Raw genomic sequence first — 25,644 nt, forward strand, 5'->3', positions numbered from 1 at the left:
GGGTGTGGGGGAGACGTGTCGGGCCCGGGACCGGGCCGTGAGGAGAGGACTACGCATGCAGCAGGTGAAGGCGGTCGTCGCGCGCGCCAAGGGCGCGCCGGTGGAGGTCGTGACGATCAACGTGCCGGACCCCGGGCCGGGGGAGGCGCTGGTGAAGGTGCAGGCCTGCGGGGTCTGCCACACCGACCTGCACTACCGCGAGGGTGGCATCAACGACGACTTCCCGTTCCTGCTCGGCCACGAGGCCGCGGGCGTGGTGGAGGCCGTCGGCGAGGGCGTCACCGACGTCGCACCGGGTGACTTCGTGGTGCTGAACTGGCGCGCGGTGTGCGGGGAGTGCCGGGCCTGCAAGCGTGGGGAGCCGTGGTACTGCTTCGCCACCCACAACGCCACCCAGAAGATGACGCTCGCCGAGGGGGAGGGGGCCGGCACCGAGCTGACCCCGGCGCTGGGCATCGGGGCGTTCGCCGAGAAGACGCTGGTCGCGGCGGGGCAGTGCACGAAGGTGGACCCGTCGGCGCGTCCGGCGGCGGTGGGCCTGCTGGGCTGCGGGGTGATGGCGGGCATCGGCGCCGCGATCAACACCGGCGGCGTCACGCGTGGCCAGTCGGTCGCCGTGATCGGCTGCGGCGGCGTGGGCGTGGCGGCGGTCGCCGGCGCGGCGCTGGCGGGCGCGGGCACGATCATCGCGGTCGACCTCGACCCCGAGAAGCTCGAGATCGCCCGCGGGCTCGGCGCCACCCACACGGTCGACTCCTCGAGCACCGACCCGGTGACCGCGATCCAGGAGCTGACCGGCGGCTTCGGGGCCGACGTGGTGATCGAGGCCGTGGGACGTCCGGAGACGTGGAAGCAGGCGTTCTACGCCCGGGACCTCGCGGGCACGGTCGTGCTGGTCGGCGTACCGACCCCGGACATGAAGGTGCCCGACCTGCCGCTGATCGACGTCTTCGGCCGCGGCGGGGCGCTGAAGTCCAGCTGGTACGGCGACTGCCTGCCCAGCCGGGACTTCCCGATGCTGGTCGACCTCTACCGCCAGGGCCGCCTCGACCTCGACGCGTTCGTCACCGAGGAGATCGGGATCGACGACGTCGAGGCCGCCTTCGACAAGATGCACGGCGGTCCCGGCCAGGCGCCGGTGCTGCGCTCGGTGGTGGTGCTCGGATGACCGCGCCGCAGGGGGTGCGGGTCGACCACGCGGTCTCCAGCGGCACGTTCAGCCTCGACGGGCAGACCTTCGAGGTCGACAACAACATCTGGGTCGTGGGTGACGACCGCGAGTGCGTCGTGATCGACGCACCGCACTCGGTCGAGGACATCCTGGCGGTGGTCGGGGACCGCGCCGTACGGGCGATCCTGCTGACCCACGCCCACGACGACCACTGCCGGGTGGCGCCCGCGCTGCGCGAGGCGGTCAACGGCGGATCGGGGGCGCCGATCCTGCTGCACCCCGACGACCGGCCGCTGTGGGAGCTCACGCACGTGCACGACGGTGAGGGCCACCTGTGGGACGTCGACCTGGCCGACGGGTTCGAGATCGGTGTGGGCGGTACGACGCTGCGCGCGATCCACACGCCCGGCCACGCGCCGGGGGCGGTGTGCTTCCACGCCCCCGAGCTGGGCTGCGTCTTCACCGGCGACACGCTCTTCCAGGGCGGACCCGGGGCGACCGGCCGGTCCTACAGCGACGAGGACCAGATCAAGGACTCCATCCGGACCCGGCTGTTCACGCTCCCCGACGACACGGTCGTCCACACCGGGCACGGCGACGACACCACGATCGGCGCGGAGAAGGCCAACCTCTGAATCGTTGAGTTGGGCCCCCCGCCGCCTCCAGTTGGGCCTCCCGCCGCCCCACCCCGGTCGGAGGCCCAACTCAACCCGGTGGGGGGCCCAACTCAACCGGGTGGGAGGGCCAACTCAACCCGGGAGGGGGCCCAACTCAACCCGGTGGGGGGCCCAACTCAACCTGTCAGAGGGGGCGGACCAGCAGCGCGACACCGTGACCGGCGGCGCGGGTGAGCACGATGGTGGCCGCCTCGTCGCCGGTGAGGGCGAGCCGCTTGCGCAGCTGGTCGGGCACCACGTCGACGCCGCGCTTCTTGATCGTCAGCGTGCCGACCCTGCGCTCGCGGAGCGCGGCGCGCAGCGCCTTCTCGCGGTACGGCAGCTCCTCGAGGACCTCGTAGCCGCGGGCGAAGGGGGTGCTGAGCGCCTGGTCGGAGGTGACGTAGGCGAGGTGCTCGTCGACCAGGCCGCCGTCCGCGGCGGCCGCGACCGCCGTGACCAGGCCGGCCCGGATGACCGCGCCGTCCGGCTCGTAGAGGTAGCGGCCGACCGGCACGACGCCGGCGCCCGGGTCGTCCTCGTCGGTGACCGTGGCCAGCCCGCCGCGGCCGATCACGGTGGCCCGCCGCGCGGTCGTGGCCAGCCGCCCGGACCACAGCGCCGCCTCCTTGACCTCGCCATGGTCGCTGACCCACTCGGCCTCGACGCCGGCGGGGACGATCTCGTGCGGGATCCCGGGCGCCACCTTGACGCACGAGTCGCGACGCAGCAGCCCCTCGACGAACGACCACGGCGGGGTCCAGTCGTCGACGTCGAACGTGCGGCCCCGGCCGGTACGCCGGGCCGGGTCGGCGAACGCGACGTCGAACGGCGTGGGGTCGACCGTGGTCGCGTCGGCCACGGTCACCGCGCCGGGCAGGTCGAGCGCGGCCAGGTTGGCCCGGGCCACCTCGACCCGGACCGGGTCGAGGTCGACGCCGGCGCAGGTCAGGCCGGCCCGGGCGGCGGCCAGCAGGTCGCCGCCGATGCCGCAGCCGAGGTCGATCAGCGTCCGCGTCGAGGCGGCGGCCAGCCGGGCGGCGCGGTGCGTGGCGACCGGCAGCCGGGTCGCCTGCTCCAGCCCGTCGGGGGTGAAGTACATCCGCGGCGCGAGGTCGCCGAACTTGGCCTCCGCGCGCCGGCGCAGGGTGGCCTGGGTCAGCGCGGCGGCGGCCCGGCCCGCCTGCTCCGCGGACGACCCTGGCGCGGCGGACCGCAGCGTGGTCTGGGCGCGCAGCGGGTCCTGGCCGGCCAGCTCGCCGGCCGTCCCGAGCAGCCGCTGCCCGTCGTCGGTCAGCAGCCACCGGAAGTCGTCGAGGTCCACCGGGCGATCCTCGCAGACGGTGCGGGGCGGGGACGTCCGGACCATCGCTGGCACTCCTGCGTGGTGAGTGCTAACGTCTGAACTGGCACTCTCGCCATGAGGGTGCCAGCGCTTGCCAGCGACGTGCGACCCCCGCGACGGCGTACCGAGCAGCAAGCCCACACGTCCGGAGGACTCCACCAGCCCCTGAGGGGGAGGAGGGAGTGCTCCACCCCCTCAGTCAGCCAAGTGGAGAAAGTGGAGGTCGACATCGTGTCGGTCAACATCAAGCCCCTCGAGGACCGCATCGTCGTCAAGCCGCTCGACGCGGAGCAGACCACGGCGTCCGGCCTGGTCATCCCCGACACCGCCAAGGAGAAGCCCCAGGAGGGCGAGGTCCTGGCGATCGGCCCCGGTCGCATCGACGACAACGGGAACCGTGTCCCGCTCGACGTGAACGTCGGCGACAAGGTCATCTACAGCAAGTACGGCGGCACCGAGGTCAAGTACGCCGGTGCGGAGTACCTCATCCTCTCCGCCCGCGACGTGCTGGCCGTCGTTTCCTGATCTCAACGGGTCGTGTCCCTGACCGTGCGCAACGACGCCCGGTCAGGGACACGGCCCGACCTCGTTAAGGAGAGCAATGCCGAAGATTCTTGAGTTCGACGAGGGTGCCCGCCGGGCCCTCGAGCGCGGTGTGGACGCGCTCGCCAACGCCGTCAAGGTGACGCTGGGCCCCAAGGGCCGCTACGTCGTCCTGGACAAGAAGTGGGGCGCGCCGACCATCACCAACGACGGTGTCACCGTCGCGCGTGAGATCGAGCTGGACGACCCCTTCGAGAACCTCGGGGCGCAGCTGACCAAGGAGGTCGCCACCAAGACCAACGACGTCGCGGGTGACGGCACCACCACCGCCACCGTGCTCGCCCAGGCGATGGTCCACGAGGGCCTGCGCGCGGTCGTGGCCGGTGCGAACCCGATGGGTCTCAAGCGGGGCATGGACGCCGCGGCCGAGGCCGTCGGTGACGCGCTGCGCGAGGCGGCCCGCGAGGTCGAGTCCAAGGAGGACATGGCCTCGGTCGCCACGATCTCCAGCCGGGACAGCCACATCGGCGAGCTGCTCGCCGAGGCCTTCGACAAGGTCGGCAAGGACGGCGTGATCACCGTCGAGGAGTCCAACACCATGGGCACCGAGCTGGAGTTCACCGAGGGGATGCAGTTCGACAAGGGCTACATCTCGCAGTACTTCGTCTCCGACCCCGAGCGGATGGAGGCCGTCCTCGACGATCCCTACATCCTGCTGCACCAGGGCAAGATCTCGGCGGTCGCCGACCTGCTGCCGCTGCTGGAGAAGGTCATCCAGGCCGGCAAGCCGCTGTTCATCCTCGCCGAGGACGTCGAGGGCGAGGCGCTCTCGACCCTGGTCGTGAACAAGATCCGCGGCACCTTCAACGCGGTCGCGGTCAAGAGCCCGGCGTTCGGTGACCGCCGCAAGGCGATGATGCAGGACATCGCGACCCTGACCGGTGGTCAGGTCGTGGCCCCCGAGGTCGGGCTCAAGCTCGACCAGGTCGGCCTCGAGGTCCTGGGCCAGGCGCGCCGCGTCGTCATCACCAAGGACAACACCACGATCGTCGACGGCGCCGGTGACACCGCCGAGGTCGCGGGCCGCGTGAACCAGATCAAGGCCGAGATCGAGTCCACCGACTCCGACTGGGACCGCGAGAAGCTCCAGGAGCGCCTCGCCAAGCTCGCCGGCGGCGTGTGCGTGATCAAGGTCGGCGCCGCCACCGAGGTGGAGCTGAAGGAGAAGAAGCACCGCATCGAGGACGCCGTCTCCGCGACGCGCGCCGCGATCGAGGAGGGCATCGTCCCCGGCGGCGGGTCCGCGCTGATCCACGCCGTCTCGGTCCTCTCCGACGACCTCGGCCTCACCGGCGACGAGGCCATCGGCGTCCGGATCGTCCGCAAGTCCGCGGACGAGCCGCTGCGCTGGATCGCCGAGAACGGCGGCCAGAACGGCTACGTCGTGACCACCAAGGTCCGCGAGCTCGGCGTCGGCAACGGCTACAACGCCGCCACCGAGGAGTACGGCGACCTGGTCGCCCAGGGCGTCCTGGACCCGGTCAAGGTCACCCGCTCCGCGCTGGTGAACGCGACCTCGATCGCGGGCATGCTGCTCACGACCGAGACGCTGATCGTCGAGAAGCCCGAGGACGAGGAGCCCGCGGCGGCAGGCGGCCACGGCCACGGCCACGGGCACGGCCACTAGCTCGACCCCCCGCAAGGGCCCCGTCCGCAAGGACGGGGCCCTTGTCATGTCCCCAGGACGCCGACGACCGCCGCAACCCGGCGCGGGGCGGCCCGGAGCGCCCCGGGGCGGCCCGGGGCGGCGGTCCGAGGGCGGCCGTCCGGGGCCGGCGGCCCGGTCGGGCGGGGCAACGGCCGCGCCGTACGATGGGCGGGTGGAGATCCCCGAGAAGTTCGCCGCCCTGGGCCTCACCTACGACGACGTCCTGCTGCTGCCGGGTCACTCCGACCTCGCGCCCGCCGACATCGACACCACCACCCGGCTGACCCGGGAGATCTCGCTGCGGGTGCCGTTGGTCAGCGCCGCGATGGACACCGTGACCGAGTCCCGGATGGCGATCGCGATGGCCCGCCAGGGCGGCATGGGCGTGCTGCACCGCAACCTCTCGATCGAGGACCAGGCCTACCAGGTCGACCTGGTCAAGCGGACCCAGACCGGCATCATCTCCAACCCGGTCACGATCGGCCCCGACGCGACGCTGGAGGAGCTCGACCGGGTCTGCGGCGAGTACCGCGTCTCCGGCCTCCCGGTCGTCGACGGCGACAACCGGCTGCTCGGCATCTGCACCAACCGCGACCTGCGCTTCACCCCGGTCGCGGAGTGGGCGACCACCAAGGTCGACGAGGTGATGACCCCGATGCCGCTGGTCACCGGCCAGGTCGGGATCAGCCGCGAGGAGGCCACGGTCCTGCTGCGTCAGCACAAGCGCGAGCGGCTGCCACTGGTCGACGACCAGGGCCGCCTGGCCGGGCTGATCACCGTCAAGGACTTCGTCAAGGGCGAGCAGTTCCCGCACGCGTCGTACGACGCGGACGGGCGGCTGCTGGTCGGCGCCGCGATCGGCTACTTCGGCGACGCCTGGCAGCGGGCCACGACCCTGATCGAGGCCGGCGCCGACGTGTTGGTGGCCGACACCGCCCACGGCAACGTCCGGATGCTGCTCGACATGGTCCGCCGGCTCAAGGACGACCCCGCGACCCGGCACGTGCAGGTCGTCGGCGGCAACGTCGCGACCCGCGAGGGTGCGCAGGCGTTCGTCGACGCCGGCTCCGACGCGATCAAGGTCGGGGTCGGGCCGGGCTCGATCTGCACCACCCGCGTCGTCACCGGCGTCGGGGTCCCGCAGGTCACCGCCGTCTACGAGGCGAGCCTGGCGGCCAAGCCGGCCGGCGTCCCGGTGATCGCCGACGGCGGCATGAAGCACTCCGGCGAGATCGCCAAGGCGATCGTGGCGGGGGCGGACACGGTGATGCTCGGCTCGCTGCTCGCCGGCTGCGAGGAGTCCCCGGGCGAGCTGGTCTTCGTCAACGGCAAGCAGTACAAGTCCTACCGCGGCATGGGCTCGCTCGGCGCGCTGTCGAGCCGGGGGAAGAAGTCCTACTCCAAGGACCGCTACTTCCAGGCCGAGGTCACCAGCGACGACAAGATCGTGCCCGAGGGCATCGAGGGCCAGGTCGCCTACCGCGGGCCGCTCGCCTCGGTCGCCCACCAGCTCATCGGCGGGCTGAACCAGTCGATGTTCTACGTCGGCGCGCGCACCGTCGGCGAGCTGCAGGAGAAGGGCCGCTTCGTGCGGATCACCTCCGCCTCGCTCAAGGAGAGCCACCCGCACGGCGTGCAGATGACCGTCGAGGCCCCCAACTACACCGGCTTCTGAGCGGCCGACCACCGAGAAGAGGGACATGACCGAGATCGAGATCGGCCGCGCCAAGCGCGCCCGGCGCGCGTACTCCTTCGACGACGTCGCGATCGTGCCGTCGCGCCGCACCCGCGACCCCGAGGAGGTGAGCGTCGCCTGGCAGATCGACGCCTACCGCTTCGAGCTGCCGGTCATCGCGGCCCCCATGGACTCGGTGATGTCCCCGGAGACCGCGGTCGCCTTCGGACGGTACGGCGGCCTCGGGGTGCTCGACCTCGAGGGCCTGTGGACCCGCTACGACGACCCGACCCCGCTGCTGGAGGAGGTGGCCGGGCTCGACGGCCCCGAGGCCACCCGCCGGATGCAGGAGATCTACGCCGCACCGATCCGCGCCGAGCTGATCACCGAGCGGCTGCACCAGATCCGCGAGGCCGGGGTGACCGTCGCCGGCTCCCTCTCGCCGCAGCGGACCAAGGAGTTCGCCAAGGCCGTGGTGGACGCGGGCGTGGACATGTTCGTCATCCGCGGCACCACCGTCTCGGCCGAGCACGTCTCCTCCCAGGCCGAGCCACTGAACCTCAAGGAGTTCATCTACGAGCTCGACGTGCCGGTGATCGTCGGCGGCTGCGCGACCTACCAGGCCGCGCTGCACCTGATGCGCACCGGCGCCGCCGGCGTCCTGGTCGGCTTCGGCGGGGGAGCGGCGCACACCACCCGCACCGTCCTGGGCGTCGCGGTGCCGATGGCCTCCGCGGTGGCAGACGTCGCCGCCGCCCGCCGCGACTACCTCGACGAGTCCGGTGGCCGCTACGTCCACGTCATCGCCGACGGCTCCATCGGCCGGTCCGGCGACGTCGCCAAGGCGATCGCCTGCGGTGCCGACGCGGTGATGGTCGGCTCGCCGTTCGCCCGGGCCTCCGACGCCCCCGGCCGCGGCTTCCACTGGGGCGCCGAGGCGCACCACGCCGAGCTGCCCCGGGGCCAGCGGGTCGGGTTCGAGCCGGTCGGCACGCTCGAGGAGATCCTCTTCGGCCCCTCCCGGGTCGCGGACGGCACGATGAACCTGATCGGCGCGCTGCGCCGGTCGATGGCCACCACCGGCTACACCGACCTCAAGGAGTTCCAGCGGGTCGAGGTCGTCGTCGAGTAGGCCGAGCGGTCAGGCGGGGGCAGCGAGCAGCGCCAGCAGCGCGCGGACGTACGCCGCCTCCGGGTCCACGTCCAGGTGCCGGCTCGGCGTGCCGGCCAGGTCGAGGGTGACCGCCCAGCCGCCGGTCGGCCCGGGCAGTCGCTCGAGCGAGACGAACGCGTCGCCCAGCAGCGCGCGCAGCTGGTCCTCGCGGGGCAGCCACACCGCCTCGCTCGCCTCGAGCGCGTCCAGCGCCCACTCCGTGGTGCCGTTGAAGGCGAGGATCCGGTCGCCGTCGGGCACCTCCAGCAGCTCCACGACCATGTCGCTGAGCACGAACACGTGGTCGTCCAGGTCGCGGTCCGGCACCGCGAACCGGTCGCCGCGCGCCGGCGTCCAGCGGACCCCGGCCGCCCGCAGCGCCTGACCGGTGAGCAGGTCGACCATGCCCACCAGTGTGCCGGACCGCGCCTGGGCACGGACCGGGCCTGTGTCGAGCGTCTCATCGCCTACCTGCGGGTAGTGAGCGAGACCGGCGTCACATACTCTCGGTACATGAGTGCCCAGCACCCGCCGTCCGGCGAGCCGGTGGTCGACGGCCCGTCCGACCCCGAGCTCGACCCGACCGCGTCGTACGCCCTCGAGCCCCGGTACACCGCCCGGCTGACCGCCCGGGTGTTCGCCACCTCGGGGGAGAGCGTCGAGCTCCGCTCGCCGCTCGACGGGGCGCCGCTGGCGCACCTCCCCCAGTCGAGCGACGCCGATGTCGCGGAGGCCTTCGCGCGGGCCCGCCGGGCCCAGCAGGCCTGGGCACGCACCCCGCTGGACGAGCGGGCCGCCCTGCTGCTGCGCCTGCACGACGTCGTGCTCGACCGCCAGGACGAGATCCTCGACCTGATCGTGCGGGAGTCCGGCAAGGCCCGCAAGCACGCCTTCGACGAGCCGCTGCACATTGCGCTGACCGCCCGCTACTACGCGCGCACCGCCGCCGGGCACCTCGGCCCACGGCGCCGGCGCGGGGTGGTCCCCGGCCTGACCCGGGTCGACCTGCACCGGGTCCCGAAGGGCGTCGTCGGCGTGATCTCGCCGTGGAACTACCCGTTCACGATGGCACTGTGCGACGGGCTGCCGGCACTGCTGGCCGGCAACGCGGTGGTCGCCAAGCCCGACGCGCAGTCGATGCTCACCGCCCTGCTCGGCGCCGAGCTGCTGGAGCAGGCCGGCCTCCCGCGCGACCTGTGGCAGGTGGTCGCCGGCCCCGGCCCCCGGGTGGGCGCGGCGATCGTCGAGCACGCTGACCACGTCTGCTTCACCGGCAGCACCGCGACCGGCCGGATCGTGGCCCGGGGCTGCGCCGAGCGACTGATCGGCTGCTCGCTGGAGCTGGGCGGCAAGAACCCCATGCTGGTGCTGCGCGACGCCGACCCGGAGCGGGCCGCCGAGGGCGCGGTGCGGGCGGCGTTCTCCAACGCCGGCCAGCTCTGCGTCTCCGCCGAGCGGCTGTTCGTCGCCGACCAGGTCTACGACCGGTTCGTCGACCGGTTCGTGGCCCGCACCGAGGCGATGACCCTCGGCGCGACGCTGGACTGGGACAACGACATGGGCTCGCTGGTCTCCCAGCGGCAGCTCGACACGGTCACCGCGCACGTCGAGGACGCGGTGGCCAAGGGCGCGCGGGTGCTCACCGGGGGCCGGGCCCGGCCCGACCTGGCGCCGTACTTCTTCGAGCCGACCGTGCTCGAGGGCGTGACCCCGGAGATGACCTGCTTCGGCCAGGAGACCTTCGGCCCGGTCGTCTCGGTCTACCGCTTCCACGACGAGGCCGACGCGGTGGCCCGCGCCAACGAGGGCGACTACGGCCTCAACGCCTCGGTCTACAGCCGGGACGGCCGCCGCGCCCGCGCGCTCGCCCGTCAGCTGCGCTGCGGGACCGTGAACGTCAACGAGGCGTTCGCGGCGACCTTCGCCAGCATCGACGCCCCCATGGGCGGGATGCGCCAGTCCGGGATGGGCCGCCGACAGGGCGCCGACGGCATCCACCGCTACACCGAGCCGCAGTCGGTGGCCACCCAGCGCGTGGTGCGGTTCGCGCCCATGCTCGGGATGTCCGAGGAGGCCCACGCGAGGGTGATGACCGCGAACCTCCGGCTGATGAAGAAGCTGGGTCGCACATGAACGACTACGACTACGACGTACTGGTCATCGGCTCGGGGTTCGGCGGCTCGGTCACCGCGCTCCGGCTGACCGAGAAGGGCTACCGGGTCGGCGTCCTGGAGGCGGGCGTCCGGTTCCGCGACGAGGACTTCGCCGACACCTCGTGGGACGTCAAGCGCTACCTGTTCCGACCGGAGGTCGGCTGCTACGGCATCCAGCGCATCGACGCGCTCCGCGACTGCCTGATCGTCTCGGGTGCAGGCGTCGGCGGCGGGTCGCTGGTCTACGCGAACACCCTGTACGAGCCGCTGCCGGCGTTCTACGACGACCCGCAGTGGAGCCATCTGACCGACTGGCGCGCCGAGCTGGCGCCGTACTACGACCAGGCCAAGCGGATGCTCGGCGTCGTCGAGAACCCGCTGCGCACACCCGCCGACGAGGTGATGGAGCAGGTCGCCACCGAGATGGGCGTGGCGGACACCTTCCACCCGACCCCGGTCGGGGTGTTCTTCGGCGGTCCCGACGACCCGCCGGGCCGCACCGTCCCGGACCCCTACTTCGGCGGCGCCGGCCCCGCCCGCACCAGCTGCATCGCCTGCGGAGAGTGCATGAGCGGCTGCCGCCACAACGCCAAGAACACCCTGGTCAAGAACTACCTCCACCTGGCCGAGCAGAACGGCGCCCGGGTGCTGCCGCTGACCACGGTCACCCGTGTGGCGCCGAGGTCCCGGGGCGGCTACGAGGTGCACGTGCGGTTCACCAAGGCCAAGACCGGGCGCCGCTCGGCGCGCCGGGTGCTGACCGCCGAGCAGGTGGTGTTCGCCGCCTCCTCGCTCGGCACGCAACGGCTGCTGCACCGGATGCGCGACGAGGGACACCTGCCCCGGCTCTCCGACCGCCTGGGCCACCTCGCCCGCACCAACTCCGAGTCGATCATGGGCGCGATCGCGCCGGACCTGAGCGTCGACTACAGCCAGGGCATCGCGATCACCTCGAGCTTCCACCCCGACCCCGACACCCACATCGAACCGGTGCGCTACGGCAAGGGCAGCAACTTCATGTCGCTGATGCAGACCGTGCTCACCGACGGTGACGGCGCCCAGCCGCGCTGGCGGACTTGGCTGCGCGAGATGTGGTCCCAGCGGCGTCGCGTCGGGGACCTCTACGACCTCAAGCACTGGTCGGAGCGCACGATCATCGCGCTGGTGATGCAGAGCCTGGACAACTCGATCACGACCTACACCAAGCCGATCCCCGGCACCCGCCGGCGCTACCTCACCTCGAAGCAGGGACACGGCGTCCCGAACCCGACCTGGATCCCCGCGGGCAACGTCGCGGTCCGATTGATGGCGCGGATCATGGGCGGCACCCCGGGCGGCTCGATCGGCGAGCCCTTCAACCGGCCGCTGACCGCGCACTTCATCGGCGGCTGCCCGATCGGTGCGGGCCCGGAGGACGGCGTCATCGACCCCTACCAGCGCGTCTTCGGGCACCCCGGCCTGCACGTGGCCGACGGGTCGGCGGTCACCGCCAACCTGGGGGTCAACCCGTCGCTGACGATCACCGCCCAGGCCGAGCGCGCCATGTCGTTCTGGCCCAACAAGGGCGAGGCGGACCCGCGCCCGCCCGTCGGGTCGGACTACCGCCGGCTCGCGCCGGTCACGCCGGCCCGGCCCGCGGTGCCCCCGCACGCGCCGGCGGCGCTGCGGCTGCCCATCGTCGAGATCGGCTGACGACCGCGGCCCGTCGTACGAGCGGCGCGGCCGCCTTGGTGAATGATGTCGGCCATGGGGGAGTCGTTCTCGGGTTTCGTGCCCGCGCTGGCGCCGTTGCGGACCATGGCCTGGGGCCTGCTGCTGGTGGTCGTCGACCTGCGGGTGCAGGGCCTCGACCTGGTGCCCGACCCGATCGGCTGGGCCGTGCTGCTGGTGGGGACCCTGCGCCTGGCCCCGCTGCACCGCGGGTTCGTGGTGGCCGCGTGGGCGTCCGGCGTGGGCCTGGTCGCCTCGCTCCCGGACTGGCTCGGCGCGCAGGGGACGCTGCTGACGTGGGCCTTCTCGATCGCCGAGACCGTCCTGGTGTTCGCGACCTGCACCGCGGTGATGGTCCTCGCGCCGGGGCACCGGCGCGGCGCCGACGCCATCCGGTGGTGGGACCTCGGGCTGACCGTCGCCTCGGCCGTGCTCGTCGCGCTGGCGATCCAGGAGCCCGACCTCACCGTGCTCGCCGTTCTGGCGGGGGTCGCGGCCCTGGTCGTGCTGGTCTGCTTCCTGGTGCTGCTGTTCCGGGCCTCCCGGGCGACCCCCATGGGTCCCGGGAAAACTCTTCAGGAAATCCCGTAACCCGGCGTACCCCACCTCGTTGAGCCAGCGGATCCGGCAGTCATGCTCCCTCCCAAGCGCCGGATCCCGCGGTCCAGGCACTGTGCAGCAGATGCGTGGACGAACCAGGGCTCGACCATCCTCCCTCCCCGGTCGGGCCCTGGTCGCATTTTCCGCACCGCCGCCCGGTCGGCGGCGCGGCAGCCGCGTTTCGCGGCGGCACCTCCGGTCTCGGTACGCTGAGGTCCGCCGGCGCTCTCCACCCCGCGAAGGGATCTCATGACTCAGGTGACGGACCACGACCTGGTCCTGGTGGTCGACTTCGGGGCGCAGTACGCCCAGCTGATCGCCCGGCGGGTGCGCGAGGCACGCGTCTACTCCGAGATCGTCCCGCACACGATGCCGGTGGACGAGATGCTGGCGCGCCGCCCGAAGGCGATCATCCTGTCCGGCGGCCCCTCGAGCGTGTACGCCGAGGGCGCGCCGTCGATCGACCCCGCGCTGTTCACGGCCGGCACCCCGGTCTTCGGCATGTGCTACGGGTTCCAGCTGATGGCGCGCGGGCTCGGCGGCGAGGTGGCCCACACCGGTGCCCGCGAGTACGGCCGCACCGCCGTGAGCGTGACCGAGTCCGGCACGCTGCTGGCCGACCTCCCGGCCGCGCACACCGTGTGGATGTCCCACGGCGACTCCGTCGTCGCCGCCCCCGACGGCTTCACGGTGCTGGCGTCGACGGCCGTGACGCCGGTCGCGGCGTTCGAGGACGTCGCGCGTGGGCTCGCCGGCGTGCAGTGGCACCCCGAGGTGCTGCACACCGAGCACGGCCAGAAGGTCCTCGAGCACTTCCTGCACCAGATCGCCGGCTGCCGGCCCACCTGGACGATGGTGAACATCGTCGAGGAGCAGATCGAGCGGATCCGCGAGCAGATCGGCGACCGCGGTCGCGCCATCTGCGGGCTCTCCGGCGGGGTCGACTCCGCGGTCGCCGCCGCCCTGGTGCAGCGCGCGATCGGCGACCGGCTGACCTGTGTCTTCGTCGACCACGGGCTGCTGCGCAAGGGGGAGGCCGAGCAGGTCGAGCGCGACTTCGTCGCCGCCACCGGCGTCGACCTGCACGTCGTCGACGCCGAGAAGCGGTTCCTCGACGCCCTGGCCGGGGTGTCCGACCCCGAGCAGAAGCGGAAGATCATCGGCCGCGAGTTCATCCGGGTCTTCGAGGCCGCCGAGGCCGACGTACTGGCCCGAACCGCTCAGACGGAGGCGGGCGCGAAGGTCGCGTTCCTCGTCCAGGGCACGCTCTACCCCGACGTGGTCGAGTCCGGGGGCGGCGCGGGCACCTCGAACATCAAGTCCCACCACAACGTGGGCGGCCTGCCCGACGACCTCGAGTTCGAGCTCGTGGAGCCGTTGCGCACGCTGTTCAAGGACGAGGTCCGGCTGGTGGGGGAGCAGCTCGGCCTGCCCGCCGAGATCGTCTGGCGGCACCCCTTCCCCGGCCCCGGGCTCGGCATCCGGATCATCGGCGAGGTCACCCGGGAGCGGCTCGACCTGCTGCGAGAGGCCGACGCGATCGCCCGCGAGGAGCTCACTCACGCGGGCCTGGACCGCGACATCTGGCAGTTCCCGGTGGTGCTGCTCGCCGACGTCCGCTCCGTGGGGGTCCAGGGCGACAGTCGCACCTACGGTCACCCGGTCGTGCTGCGTCCGGTGACCTCCGAGGACGCCATGACCGCCGACTGGGCGCGGCTGCCGTACGACGTCCTCGAGCGGATCTCGACCCGGATCACCAACGAGGTGGCCGAGGTCAACCGGGTCACCGTCGACATCACCTCCAAGCCCCCGGGCACCATCGAGTGGGAGTGACCCCCCGGACATGCCGAGTCGGCGCTGCTTGACGTCCGGGGTACGTCGAGTCGGCGCTGCTTGACGCCGGGGGTACGCCGAGTCGGCGCTGCTTGACGCCCGGGGTACGTCGAGTCGGCGCTGCTTGACGCTCAGCCCGTCAACGAACGCCGACTCGGGCGTGTGGGCGTGTCAACGAGCGCCGACTCGCGGGCGCCGGGGGTGTCAACGTGCGCCGACTCGGGGAGGCCGGAAATGAAGACGCGGGGCAGAGGATGACTCCTCTGCCCCGCGCCGCACCACCATCAATTGTGGAAGATGCTGTACCCACCCGGGCCGACGGCGAAACCGACGATGATGAGGACGACGCCCCACAGGATGTTTCGCTTGAACAACTGGATGATGCCGGCGATCACGAGGATCACGGCGAGGATCCACAGCAGGAAGGCCATGGGAGTCTCCGTTCAGGGGTGACGTGCCGGCGGCGCCGGCACTGGTGCATGGGGCAGCGCTCAGCGTCCGGTCCCCCGGACGATCCGCTCCCTGCTGGAGACTTACCCGATCGGGGGCGGTTCAATCACCGGTTGTCCCCGGGCCGGGGTCCCGCTCACGCCTGGTCGACCACCAGCTCGGTCAGCTCGGCGGCGAGCAGCAGGGCGCCGACGAGGCTGGCCCGCTCGCCCAGCTCGCTGGCCAGGACCGGGGTGAGCGCCACCGAGTCCAGCGCGTGACGGCGCAGGCCGGTGCGCGCCGACTCCAGCAGCAGGTCGCCGGCCCGGGCCATGTCGCCGCCGACCACCACGATGGCGGGGTTCAACAGGTTCACGATGCTGGCCAGGCCCCAGCCCAGGTGCAGGCCGGCGTCCTCCAGGGCGCGCCGGGCGCCCAGGCTGCCCTGCTGGGCCGCGCGGACGACCCCATCGAGCGTGGCGCCGGGCAGCTGGGCCGCGACCATCGAGACCACGGTGCTGGAGGAGGTGTAGGCCTCCAGGCAGCCGCGGCTCCCGCACCGGCACAGCGGCCCCTGGGCGTCGAGGGTCAGGTGCCCGATCTCGCCGGCGGTGCCGCCCGAGCCGTGGAAGAGCTGGTTGTCGATGATGATGCCGGCACCCACACCCGAGGAGATCTTCACGAACACCGAGCTGTCGTGGCCGCGGCCCACCCCCTGACGGTGCTCGGCGAGCGCGCCGAGGTTCGCGTCGTTCTCCACGTGGACGGGGAGGCCGAGGACCGACTCCGCGACGGCGCGGGCGTCCACGCCCTCCCAGCCGGGGAAGATCGCCGAGGATCGGACGACGTCGTTGGTCACCGGGGCCGGCAGGCCCATGCCGACGTGACGGATCGTGCCCTGGCCCGCGGACATCGCCAGCATCATCGACCGGGCCAGGCGCAGCGCCTCGCCGTGGTCGTGCCGGGCGGACTCGAAGCCGCGCCGCTCCTCGACGAGCACCGCGCCGGTGAGGTCGCCGACCGCGACCGCCACGTGGCTGTGCCCGAAGTCGACACCAGCCACCAGGCCCGCGCCGCGGGCCAGCCGGACCGACGAACCGCGGCGGCCGCTGCCCCGGTCGGTCTGGACCAGGCCGACGGTGGCGAGCTCGCGGACGATGTTGGACACCGTCGCCGGCGCCAGCCCGGTCGTGCGGGCGAGCTCGGCCTGCGTGAACGTGCAGGTCTCCTCGCTCGACTCGCCCGTCGAGCCGCCGCGCAGCACGTCCAGCACCCGCTGCTGGTTGGCGGTCCGCAGCGAGGCGGTGGACCCCGGGGCGGGGTCATGGCGGTGGTGAGGCACGGGGGAACTGTGCCTCAGGTCACGTTAAAGATCAAGATGTGGCGATTACTCGCGAGTTGGGAGAGAAGATATCGATTTAGTGTTCACGTCTTGACGACAAACGTGTGACCGTCGACACTCATCTCAGTCCATTCGGGCGTTGCCACCGGGCCGCCCCTTGTCGAGGAGAGATACGTGTCCACACCTCTGCACCGAATCGCAGCCTTCGGCGCTGCGGTCATCGTCGGGTCCGCCGCCCTGGCCGCCTGCGGCGCCAACGACGCGGCGTCCGGCAACGGTTCCGGCGCCAGCAGCAAGGCGGCGACCATCGCCCTGCTGCTGCCGGAGTCCAAGACCACCCGCTACGAGACCTTCGACAAGCCGCTGTTCGAGGCCAAGGTCAAGGAGCTCTGCCCGGACTGCAAGGTCAACTACTACAACGCCGACCAGGACGAGGCGAAGCAGACCCAGCAGGTCGACACCGCCATCAACGCCGGCGCCAGCGTCGTCGTGCTCGACCCGGTCAACGGTGCCGGCGCCGGGGGCATGGTCCAGACCGCGCACAGCGCGGACGCCAAGGTCATCGCCTACGACCGGTTCATCGACGGCGCCGACTACTACATGTCCTTCGACAACGAGACCGTCGGCAAGATGCAGGCCGACGCGCTGGTCAAGGCGATGGGCAACAAGGGCAACATCCTGATGCTCAACGGCGCCCCGAGCGACCCGAACGCGGCCCAGTTCAAGAAGGGCGCCCACAGCGTCCTCGACAGCAGCAACATCAAGATCCTCGAGGAGTACGACAACCCCGACTGGAGCCCCGAGAACGCCCAGCAGTTCGTCACCGACCAGCTGAGCAAGTACCAGCCCTCGCAGATCCAGGGCGTGTACGCCGCCAACGACGGCCAGGCCGGTGGCGTGGTCGCGGCCCTGACCGGCGCCGGTGTGAAGCCCGACGCCCTCCCGCCGATCACCGGGCAGGACGCCGAGCTCGCCGCCATCCAGCGGATCCTCGCGGGTGAGCAGGCCATGACGATCTACAAGCCGATCCCGATCGAGGCGAACACCGCGGCCGAGGTCGCCGTCAAGCTGGCCAAGGGCGAGGACGTGGGCACCAGCTCCGAGACCGGCATCGACCAGACCGACTACAACGGCGTGAAGTCGTTCATCTTCAAGCCGATCGTCGTCACCAAGGACAACGTGGCCGACACGGTCGTCAAGGACAACTTCTACCAGGTGTCCGACATCTGCACCGCCCAGTACGCCGACGCCTGCAAGGCGGCTGGCCTCAGCTGATGTCGACCTCCACGACGCAGTCGCCGGCCGGGGACGTGGTCTTGTCCCTGGCCGGCGTCACGAAGCGATTCGGCGCCGTCCAGGCCCTCACCGACGTCCACCTCCAGGTGGGCGCCGGTGAGGTGGTCGCCCTCGTCGGCGACAACGGTGCCGGCAAGTCCACCCTCGTCAAGATCATCTCGGGCGTCTACCAGCCCGACGGCGGCGACATCATCTTCGCCGGCCGGAAGGTGTCCGTGGGTGGTCCCTCCGAGGCCCAGGAGCTCGGGATCGCGACGGTCTTCCAGGACCTCGCGCTCTGCGACAACCTCGACGTGGTCGCGAACCTGTTCCTCGGCCAGGAGAAGCACCACGGCAGCGTGCTCAACGAGGTCGAGATGGAGCAGGAGGCGTGGCGGCTGCTGCGCACCCTGTCCGCCAAGATCCCGTCGGTCCGGATCCCGATCGCCGCCCTCTCCGGCGGCCAGCGACAGACCGTCGCGATCGCCCGCAGCCTGGTCGGCAAGCCCAAGATCGTCATGCTCGACGAGCCCACCGCGGCCCTCGGCGTGGCGCAGACGGCCGAGGTCCTCAACCTCGTGGAGCGGCTGCGCGAGACCGGCCTGGGCGTGATCCTGGTCAGCCACAACATGGCCGACGTGCAGGCGGTCGCCGACCGGATCGTCGTACTGCGGCTGGGCCGCAACGCCGCGGAGTTCAAGGTCGAAGAGGCCACGACCGAGGAGCTGGTGGCCGCGATCACCGGCGCCTCCGACAACGTCGTCGCCGCGCGCGCCGAGCGGCGCCAGGGAGGGGAGCAGCATGGCTGAGGAGGCAACCGCAACCGCAACCGCAACCGCACCCGCCGTCGCCGCCGACCTGAGCGACGAGCGACTGATCCGCACCGAGGGGGCGGCCGGCTACGCGAAGCTGTTCTTGAACCGCCTGCGCGGCGGTGACCTCGGCAGCCTGCCGGTGATCCTGGGCCTGATCGTGATCAGCATCGGCTTCTACTCCGCCGAGCCGGTCTTCCTGTCCTCGCGGAACCTGGTCTCGATCAGCCAGTTCGCGGCCCCGATCGGCATCATCGCGCTGGGCATCGTGCTGAGCCTGCTGCTGGGCGAGATCGACCTGTCGGTCGGCTCGGTGAGCGGCCTGGCCGCGGCGTCGATGGCGGTGCTCACCGTGGACAAGGGCCACTCGGTGTTCTTCGGGATCGTCGCCGCGCTGCTCGTCGGCCTGGTCATCGGTGCGTTCTACGCGTTCCTGTACACGCGACTCGGGGTCCCGTCGTTCGTGTTCTCCCTCGCCGGGCTGCTCAGCTTCCAGGGGATGCTGCTCTACGTGCTCGGCAAGAACGGCACGATCAACCTCCCCTCGGACTCGTTCCTCGTGCAGTGGACCCGGTTCAAGTTCGTCGGAGACGCGGCGTCGTACGTCCTGGTCGCGGTCATCGTGGCGCTCTACCTGGCCGCGCAGCTGTGGGGCGCCGCCTCGCGCCGCCGGGCCGGGCTGAGCACCACGTGGATGCCGATGATCGCCCTCAAGGCGGCGCTGCTGGCCGTGGGCCTGGGCTTCCTGACCTACTACGTCAACATCGACCGCGGCTGGAGCTACCTCTGGCTGTTCTTCGTGCTGCTGGTGGTCGCCATGGACTTCCTGCTGCGGCGGACCCGCTGGGGCCGGCACCTCTATGCGGTCGGCGGCAACGTCGAGGCGGCTCGTCGGTCGGGCATCAACGTCAACCGGATCTACTTCTCGGTGTTCGCGCTGACCTCGGTGTTCGCGGCGGTCGGTGGTCTGCTCGCCGCCGGCTACCAGACGTCGGTCTCCCAGGCCAGTGGTACGACGGACACCAACCTGACCGCGATCGCGGCGGCCGTGATCGGTGGCACCAGCCTCTTCGGCGGCCGCGGCACGGCGTACTCCGCCCTGCTCGGCATCGTGGTGCTGCAGGCGATCCAGACCGGCCTGAACCTGGTCGGGGTGGACTCCTCGGTGCGGTTCATGGTCACCGGCGCGGTGCTGCTGCTCGCCGTCGCCATCGACTCGGTCTCCCGCCGGATGCGCTCCTCCAGCGGGCGCGGCTGACCCAGCCGCCCTCGCCCATGGCACCGAGGCCTCCCGCCGGATCAGTCCGCGGGGGGCCTCGGTCGTGGTGGCTGCAGGAGTCCCCGGCCAGCCGGGGATTCCCTCGGTGGGGGGCCGTTGCAACGCCCATCAAGCGGGGGAACGCCCTGACAACCCCGGGTGGTCCCTGCGGTCAGGGCAGGTAGACGGTCTGCCTCACGCCGTCGATGTCGAGGGTGACGTTGGTGCGGTAGCCCTCGGGCACCTGCCACTCGTGCACCTGGGCCCCGCGGCCGTCCTTGCCGATCCGGATGCGGTGGAAGGTGCAGTCGCACCAGGGCTGGCCGGCGCTGTTGTAGACGTACGCCGTCGGCGCGGTCCCGGGGGTGAAGCCGACGGCGTAGACGTCGTACCAGTGGCAGTTGGCGCCGTTGGTGCAGGCGTCGGCGGTCCGGACGAACCGTACGGCCCGGGGCTGCGCCGTGCCGCAGCTGCGCACCGGCTTGCTGGTGGCCTGCTGGAGGGAACCGTCGACGTCGAGCGTGCGCACCCGCACGCAGGCGCGCGCGCCGCCCTCGCGGGTCGGGACGGAGACGACCCGACGGGCGGTCCGCCAGCCGTGGCCGGCGTCCACCTGCATCGTGCGCTCGATGCCGTGGCGCTGCTTGCGCGGCGGGTCGATCGTGAAGCGCACCGAGCGGTAGCCGGCGTGCGCGTGCACCCGCGGCGGGCCGGGGTCGGCCAGCGGCCTGATCGTCTCGACCGTCTCGGTGGGCGTCGACGTCGGGCTCGGTGACCCGGTGGCCCCGACCGAGCTCCGGGTGGGCGTGGCCGCGGGCGCCCGGTCGTCCCCGCCGCCGGCACCGACGGCCACGGCCGTGACGGCGACCGCCACCACCGCGGCGGCGGCGAGCACGGTGGCCGGCAACCAGCGACGCCGGCCGCGCGGCTGCGTGTGGGTCGGGGGGGACGAGGGCCGCCAGGAGTGGGGCGGCACCGCGGTCCCGTCCGGCTCGGTCCCGTCCGGCCCGGATCCGCCCGGCCCGGATCCGCCCGGCCCGGATCCGCCCGGCCCGGACCCGGCCGGCTGCTCACCGGTCGGCAGCACGTCGGCGGACGCGGACAGGCTGCGGATCACCGTGTGCCGGACGGGCGCGGGGTCGGTGGCGGGCTCGATCGGGACCGGCGGCTCGACGGCCCCCGCCGGGGACGAGTGCGGCGGGGCCGCGGCCGCGTCGAGCTCCCGGACCACCGCCAGCAGCGAGGACCGCAGCGCGGACGCGGACGGCGTACGGCGCTCCGGGTCCTTGTTCATCGCCTCGGCCAGCACCTCGTCGATCCGGTCGTCGACCGGGTGACCGGTGGCCAGCTGCGGCACCGGCGAGTTGATGTGGGAGTTCATCATCTGGAAGTCCGTGCCGGAGTACGGCGCGTCGCCGGTGAGGATCGCCCACAGCAGGCAGCCGACGGAGTAGATGTCGCCGCGCTCGTCGGCGGCGTGGCCGAAGTGCCGCTCCGGAGCCATGTACGCCGGGCTGCCGACCAGCGTGCCGGTGCGGGTCAGGCTGCCCCGGCCGTCGCTGCCGCCGTCGAGGGCGATGCCGAAGTCGCACAGGTAGGGGATCAGCCCCTCGGGCCGGCTCCACAGCAGCACGTTGCCGGGCTTGACGTCGCGGTGGATCACGCCGGCCGCGTGGGCGTCGGCCAGCGCCTCGCACACCTGGGCGACCAGGGCCAGCGCCACCCGCCGCTCCAGCGGCCCGTGGGTGCCGATCCAGGTCTGCAGGTCACCGTCGGGGAAGTACTCGGTCACGAAGAAGACGGTGTCCTCGTGCTCGCCGTACTCGTGGATCCCGACGATGTTGCGGGATCGGATCCGGGCCAGCACGTTGGCCTCGCGGGCGAACCTCGCCTGGTAGTCCTCGCGGTCCGGCAGCGAGGGCAGCACGATCTTCAGCGCCACCGAGCGGTTGAGCACGGTGTCGAGGGCCTCATAGACGATGCCCATCCCGCCGTGGCCGATCTGGCGCAGGATGCGGTAGCGGCCGCCGTACTCGTCGCCCGCCTTCGGAAAACCCGCCATAGCCGCCCTCGTCATGCCGCCCGCAGGCCGCCCCGTGATCCCCGGTGAGTCTACTGTTCCAGCCGGGACGGATGAGGATCTCCCCAAACCTGCCTCGACGCAAGACCTGTGCGGTCCGGTCGGGACGGCGGCTCAGCGGGTCGCCACCGGCTCCGGCCGGGGCTCCGCGTCGGGCGGGGCGATCCGGTGCTCGCCGCGGTCGAGGCTGCTCGGCCACCAGATCCGGCTGCCCAGGTCGAGGTTGAGCGCGGTGACCAGCACCGAGCGGACGACCATCGTGTCGAGGATGACGCCCAGCGCCACCGCGACCCCGATCTCCACGAAGGCCACCAGCGGCAGCGTGCCGAGCACCAGGAACGTCGAGGCCAGCACCAGCCCGGCGGAGGTGATCACACCGCCGGTGGCCGACAGCGCGACCAGCGAGCCCTGGCGCGTGCCGCGGGTCTGGGTCTCCTCGCGCACCCGGGTCATCAAGAAGATGTTGTAGTCGATGCCGAGGGCGACGAGGAACACGAACACGAACAGCGGGAGCGACGCGTCGGCACCGGCGAAGCCGAAGACGTACTTGAACAGCAGCGAGGAGAGCCCGAGCGCGGCGCCGAACGACAGCACGACGGTGCCGATGAGCAGCAGCGGTGAGAGGACCGCCCTCAGGAGCACCATCAAGATGAGCAGCACCACGACGAGCACGATCGGGATGATCACGGTGTTGTCGCGGCTCGAGGCGTTCTCGACGTCGAGCGAGATCGCGGAGTAGCCGCCGACCAGGGCGTCCGCGCCGGGCACGGCGTGCACGGCGTCACGCGCGGCCGCCACGGTGTCGAACGCGCTCTGCGAGAGGGCGTCGCTGGTGATCGTGGCCTGCACGTAGGCGACCCCGTCCTTGACCGTGGGCGGCGTGACGTCGGTCAGCCCGCTCACCGCCGCCAGGGACCGGCTCACCGCCTCCCCCCGGTCGGCGTTCGCGACGACCATCATCGGGCTCGACTGGTCGACCAGCCCGTGGGCGGTGAGCACCCGCTGGCCGACGATCGAGTCGAAGTCCTTGGTGTAGGAGTCCTCGGTCGTGAGGCCGCTGGCGTTGAGGCTGAGGATGCCGAGGCAGGAGACGGCGAGCGCCGCGGCGGTGCCGACCCACACGGCGCGGGGGCGCACGGCGATCCGCCGGCCCACCTTGGCCCACAGGCCCGAGGCCGTCGGCTCGACCGAGCCGAACCGCGGGCGCTGGGGCCAGAACACCCAGCGGCCGGTGATCACGAGCAGCGCCGGCAGCAGCGTGATCATGACCAGCAGGGCGACGGCGATGCCGATCGCGGCCACCGGGCCCAGGCCGGCGGTGGAGTTCATCTCGGCGAACAGCAGGCAGAGCATGCCGAGGATCACCGTGGCCGCGCTCGCGACGATCGCGGGGGCCGCACGGTGCAGTGCGAACGCCATCGCCTCGTGCCGGTCCTCGTGGCGGCGCAACTCCTCGCGGTAGCGGGCGACGAGCAGCAGCGCGTAGTCCGTGCCGGCGCCGAAGACCAGCACGGTGAGGATGCCCTGGCTCTGGCCGTTGACGGTGAGGTCGGCGTACTTCGCCAGGAAGTAGATGACCGCTTGGGCCGTGAACAGCGCGACGACGGCGGAGAACACCGGCAGGATCCACAGCACCGGGCTCCGGTAGGTCAGGAGCAGGATGAGGATCACGACCCCGCCGGCGGCGAACAGCAGGGTGCTGTCGAGGCCCTCGAAGGCCTTGGCGGAGTCCGCGGCCTGACCACCCTGCCCGGCGATGTGCACGGCGACGCCCGGGATCGTCGCGATGTCGCGCAGCGCGGCGGCGGTGTCCGGCATCTGGTTCCAGCCGTTCTTGCCGAAGTTGAACGTGACCAGCGTCTGGGCGGCCTTCCCGTCCTTCGAGACGATCGGGCCGACGACCTTGCCCTCGACCCCCTTCATGTCCTGGAACTCCGCGACCTGCTGCTTCGCGGCGGCCAGGTCGGCCGGGGTCAGCCCGGCCGCGCGCCCGTAGACGACGACGGTCGGGATGGCCTCGGGGTCCTGGAAGGCGCCGAGCTTGTCCAGCGCGCGCGTGGACTCGGCGCTGGCGGGCAGCCAGGACGAGGACTCGTTGTTCTGGACGTCGGTGAGCTTGGCGGCGAACCCGCTGACCGCGACCAGGATGACGAGCCACGCGACGAGCACGATCCACTTGGTGACGCGGCCGGTCAGCTTGCCGGCGATCTGACGGTGCATGGGACTACTCCAGCAGAGACGGGGGACACCCGGCATCGGGGTTTCCCCCGATCAGACCCCATTCCGCGCGCGAATTCATCGCCCGAGGGGGTCACGTCGGGCGACCACGACCTGCCTCGCCCGGGCGCGGCGTCCCCTACTCTCGGGGCATGTACCCCGGGACGTGGGCCGCGATCACCCCGGACCGGCCGGCGCTGGTGATGGCCGGCTCGGGACGGACGCTGACGTACGCCGAGCTCGACGGCCGCAGCCTGCGCCTGGCCCGGCACCTGCGGGCGCGGGGGCTCGGCCCCGGCGACGTGGTCGCGCTGGTCAGCGACAACACGCCCGAGGCGTACGAGGTCTACTGGGCCTGCCTGCGCTCGGGCCTCTACATCACCGCGGTCAACCACCACCTCTCGGCGGAGGAGACGTCCTACATCGTCCACGACTGCGGTGCCCGGGCGCTGGTCGTCTCGGCGGCCACGGCGGAGCTGGTGGGCGCCCTCGACGTGGACGTGCCGGAGCGGCTGGCCTTCGGCGGCCCGGTCGCGGCGTACGACGACTACGAGGCCGCGCTCGCCGCCGCCGGCGACCAGCCGCTCGCCGACCAGCCGCACGGCGACGACTTCCTCTACTCCTCGGGCACCACCGGGCGGCCCAAGGGCGTCAAGGTCAGCCTGCCGCGGATGCAGGTCGACGAGCCGGGCTACGTCTACGTGCGGATCTTCGGCACCCTCTACGGCTTCGACCGGGACACCGTCTACCTCTCCCCGGCGCCGGTCTACCACGCCGCGCCGCTGCGCTTCGGTGGCGTCGTGCACGCCACCGGCGGCACGCTGGTGATGATGGAGCGCTTCGACGCGGAGGCCGCCCTGCGCGCGATCGAGCAGCACCGGGTCACACACACGCAGATGGTGCCGACGATGTTCGTCCGGCTGCTCAAGCTGCCCGAGGAGGTGCGCACGGCGTACGACGTGTCCTCGCTGCGCTGCGTGATCCACGCGGCCGCGCCGTGCCCGGTCCAGGTGAAGCGGCGGATGATCGACTGGCTCGGGCCGATCGTGCACGAGTACTACGCCTCCACCGAGGCCAACGGCGCCACGATGATCGACAGCGAGACCTGGCTGGCGCACCCGGGGTCGGTGGGCCGGGCGCTGCTCGGGGTCGTGCACGTCTGCGGCCCGGACGGCGGCGAGCTGGGGGCGGGCGAGGTCGGCACGATCTGGTTCGAGCGCGACGAGGTGCCCTTCGCCTACCACAACGACCCGGCGAAGACCGCGAGCGCGCAGCACCCCGAGCACCCGACGTGGACCACGGTGGGCGACCTCGGGTACGTCGACGACGAGGGCTTCCTCTTCCTCACCGACCGCAAGGCGTTCATGATCATCAGCGGCGGCGTCAACATCTACCCCCAGGAGGTCGAGGACCTGTTCTCGCTGCACCCCGCGGTCGCCGACATCGCGGTGATCGGGGTGCCCGACGAGGAGATGGGGGAGCGGGTCGTCGCGTTCGTGCAGCCCGCCCCCGGCGCCGAGCCGGGCGCGGCGCTGGCGGCGGAGCTCACGGCGTACGCCCGGGAGCGGATCGCGCACTTCAAGGTCCCGGGGGAGATCCTCTTCCGGGACGGGCTGCCGCGCACGCCGACCGGGAAGATGGTCAAGGGCCGGCTCCGCGAGGAGTACGCCGGCGGTTGACCCGG

Annotated in this window: 20 protein-coding genes; 14 read left to right on the top strand and 6 right to left on the bottom strand. The window is 72.1% G+C overall.

Annotation, left to right across the window (positions count from 1 at the left end; translation table 11 throughout):
• Window positions 1-55: 55 nt before the first annotated feature.
• Both BJZ21_RS04205 and BJZ21_RS04210 read left to right on the top strand, forming a co-directional pair.
• Window positions 56-1,168: an S-(hydroxymethyl)mycothiol dehydrogenase gene (locus BJZ21_RS04205; protein ID WP_179662602.1), complete on the top strand. Its 1,113-nt coding sequence runs from the start codon at window positions 56-58 to the stop codon at window positions 1,166-1,168.
• Window positions 1,165-1,806 carry an MBL fold metallo-hydrolase gene (locus BJZ21_RS04210; protein WP_179662603.1) on the top strand — a complete coding sequence of 214 codons (642 nt, stop codon included), beginning with the start codon at window positions 1,165-1,167 and terminating at the stop codon, window positions 1,804-1,806. Before BJZ21_RS04205 ends, BJZ21_RS04210 begins: the two co-directional genes overlap by 4 nt.
• A 166-nt stretch (window positions 1,807-1,972) precedes the next feature.
• On the opposite strand, the gene BJZ21_RS04215 is transcribed toward BJZ21_RS04210, so the two are convergent.
• Window positions 1,973-3,151, bottom strand: coding sequence for a THUMP-like domain-containing protein (locus BJZ21_RS04215; RefSeq protein ID WP_179662604.1), 1,179 nt, complete (start codon window positions 3,149-3,151; stop codon window positions 1,973-1,975).
• Between the two features lie 252 nt (window positions 3,152-3,403).
• Here BJZ21_RS04215 and groES point away from each other — a divergent pair, with 252 nt between their 5' ends.
• The 4 genes from groES (at window position 3,404) to BJZ21_RS04235 (ending at window position 8,230) form a co-directional block, all read left to right on the top strand.
• On the top strand, window positions 3,404-3,697 hold the full coding sequence (gene groES / locus BJZ21_RS20785) for a co-chaperone GroES (RefSeq protein ID WP_179665503.1): 294 nt from the start codon (window positions 3,404-3,406) through the stop codon (window positions 3,695-3,697).
• A gap of 76 nt (window positions 3,698-3,773) precedes the next feature.
• Entirely contained in the window at window positions 3,774-5,402 is a 1,629-nt protein-coding gene (groL, locus tag BJZ21_RS04225) for a chaperonin GroEL (RefSeq protein WP_179662605.1), read from the top strand.
• 193 nt (window positions 5,403-5,595) lie between these two features.
• Window positions 5,596-7,098: an IMP dehydrogenase gene (guaB, locus tag BJZ21_RS04230; RefSeq protein WP_343051953.1), complete on the top strand. Its 1,503-nt coding sequence runs from the start codon at window positions 5,596-5,598 to the stop codon at window positions 7,096-7,098.
• A 25-nt stretch (window positions 7,099-7,123) separates the two neighbouring features.
• A complete protein-coding gene (locus BJZ21_RS04235) occupies window positions 7,124-8,230 on the top strand; it encodes a GuaB3 family IMP dehydrogenase-related protein (protein ID WP_179662607.1) in 1,107 nt (368 codons plus the stop codon).
• A gap of 9 nt (window positions 8,231-8,239) precedes the next feature.
• On the opposite strand, the gene BJZ21_RS04240 is transcribed toward BJZ21_RS04235, so the two are convergent.
• Window positions 8,240-8,656: a pilus assembly protein CpaE gene (locus tag BJZ21_RS04240; RefSeq protein WP_179662608.1), complete on the bottom strand. Its 417-nt coding sequence runs from the start codon at window positions 8,654-8,656 to the stop codon at window positions 8,240-8,242.
• A gap of 108 nt (window positions 8,657-8,764) precedes the next feature.
• Here BJZ21_RS04240 and BJZ21_RS04245 point away from each other — a divergent pair, with 108 nt between their 5' ends.
• From BJZ21_RS04245 to guaA, 4 genes are all read left to right on the top strand, one after another.
• A complete protein-coding gene (locus BJZ21_RS04245; protein ID WP_179662609.1) occupies window positions 8,765-10,384 on the top strand; it encodes a succinic semialdehyde dehydrogenase in 1,620 nt (539 codons plus the stop codon).
• Window positions 10,381-12,096 (top strand): GMC family oxidoreductase N-terminal domain-containing protein, encoded by a 1,716-nt coding sequence (locus BJZ21_RS04250; protein ID WP_179662610.1) that lies wholly within the window; start codon window positions 10,381-10,383, stop codon window positions 12,094-12,096. Before BJZ21_RS04245 ends, BJZ21_RS04250 begins: the two co-directional genes overlap by 4 nt.
• Window positions 12,097-12,150: 54 nt before the next feature.
• On the top strand, window positions 12,151-12,705 hold the full coding sequence (locus BJZ21_RS04255) for a hypothetical protein (protein ID WP_179662611.1): 555 nt from the start codon (window positions 12,151-12,153) through the stop codon (window positions 12,703-12,705).
• A 258-nt stretch (window positions 12,706-12,963) separates the two neighbouring features.
• Window positions 12,964-14,547, top strand: coding sequence for a glutamine-hydrolyzing GMP synthase (gene guaA, locus BJZ21_RS04260; protein WP_179662612.1), 1,584 nt, complete (start codon window positions 12,964-12,966; stop codon window positions 14,545-14,547).
• 284 nt (window positions 14,548-14,831) lie between these two features.
• Here the strand turns inward: guaA and BJZ21_RS04265 are convergent, their stop codons facing one another.
• Together BJZ21_RS04265 and BJZ21_RS04270 are read right to left on the bottom strand one after the other, a co-directional pair.
• The gene (locus BJZ21_RS04265; protein ID WP_179662613.1) at window positions 14,832-14,978 is read right to left on the bottom strand and encodes a GPGG-motif small membrane protein; all 147 of its coding nucleotides are present in this window, start codon (window positions 14,976-14,978) and stop codon (window positions 14,832-14,834) included.
• Window positions 14,979-15,133: 155 nt separating this feature from the next.
• A complete protein-coding gene (locus tag BJZ21_RS04270) occupies window positions 15,134-16,318 on the bottom strand; it encodes an ROK family protein (protein WP_179662614.1) in 1,185 nt (394 codons plus the stop codon).
• Window positions 16,319-16,492: 174 nt separating this feature from the next.
• Between BJZ21_RS04270 and BJZ21_RS04275 the strand changes: the two genes are divergently transcribed.
• The 3 genes from BJZ21_RS04275 to BJZ21_RS04285 are packed head-to-tail and all read left to right on the top strand — an operon-like array spanning window position 16,493 to window position 19,663.
• Complete coding sequence (locus tag BJZ21_RS04275) at window positions 16,493-17,593, top strand: ABC transporter substrate-binding protein (protein ID WP_343051955.1); 1,101 nt, start codon at window positions 16,493-16,495, stop codon at window positions 17,591-17,593.
• Window positions 17,593-18,402 (top strand): ATP-binding cassette domain-containing protein, encoded by an 810-nt coding sequence (locus BJZ21_RS04280; protein WP_179662615.1) that lies wholly within the window; start codon window positions 17,593-17,595, stop codon window positions 18,400-18,402. Before BJZ21_RS04275 ends, BJZ21_RS04280 begins: the two co-directional genes overlap by 1 nt.
• On the top strand, window positions 18,395-19,663 hold the full coding sequence (locus tag BJZ21_RS04285; RefSeq protein WP_179662616.1) for a sugar ABC transporter permease: 1,269 nt from the start codon (window positions 18,395-18,397) through the stop codon (window positions 19,661-19,663). Before BJZ21_RS04280 ends, BJZ21_RS04285 begins: the two co-directional genes overlap by 8 nt.
• 172 nt (window positions 19,664-19,835) lie before the next feature.
• Here the strand turns inward: BJZ21_RS04285 and BJZ21_RS04290 are convergent, their stop codons facing one another.
• Together BJZ21_RS04290 and BJZ21_RS04295 are read right to left on the bottom strand one after the other, a co-directional pair.
• Entirely contained in the window at window positions 19,836-21,725 is a 1,890-nt protein-coding gene (locus BJZ21_RS04290) for a serine/threonine-protein kinase (protein ID WP_179662617.1), read from the bottom strand.
• Window positions 21,726-21,857: 132 nt separating this feature from the next.
• Complete coding sequence (locus BJZ21_RS04295; RefSeq protein ID WP_179662618.1) at window positions 21,858-23,963, bottom strand: MMPL family transporter; 2,106 nt, start codon at window positions 23,961-23,963, stop codon at window positions 21,858-21,860.
• Window positions 23,964-24,112: 149 nt separating this feature from the next.
• On the opposite strand from BJZ21_RS04295, the gene BJZ21_RS04300 reads away from it, so the two are divergent.
• Window positions 24,113-25,639 (top strand): acyl-CoA synthetase, encoded by a 1,527-nt coding sequence (locus BJZ21_RS04300; RefSeq protein ID WP_179662619.1) that lies wholly within the window; start codon window positions 24,113-24,115, stop codon window positions 25,637-25,639.
• Window positions 25,640-25,644: the final 5 nt, after the last annotated feature.

The organism is Nocardioides panaciterrulae (assembly GCF_013409645.1).
Taxonomy (GTDB): Bacteria; Actinomycetota; Actinomycetes; order Propionibacteriales; family Nocardioidaceae; genus Nocardioides; species Nocardioides panaciterrulae.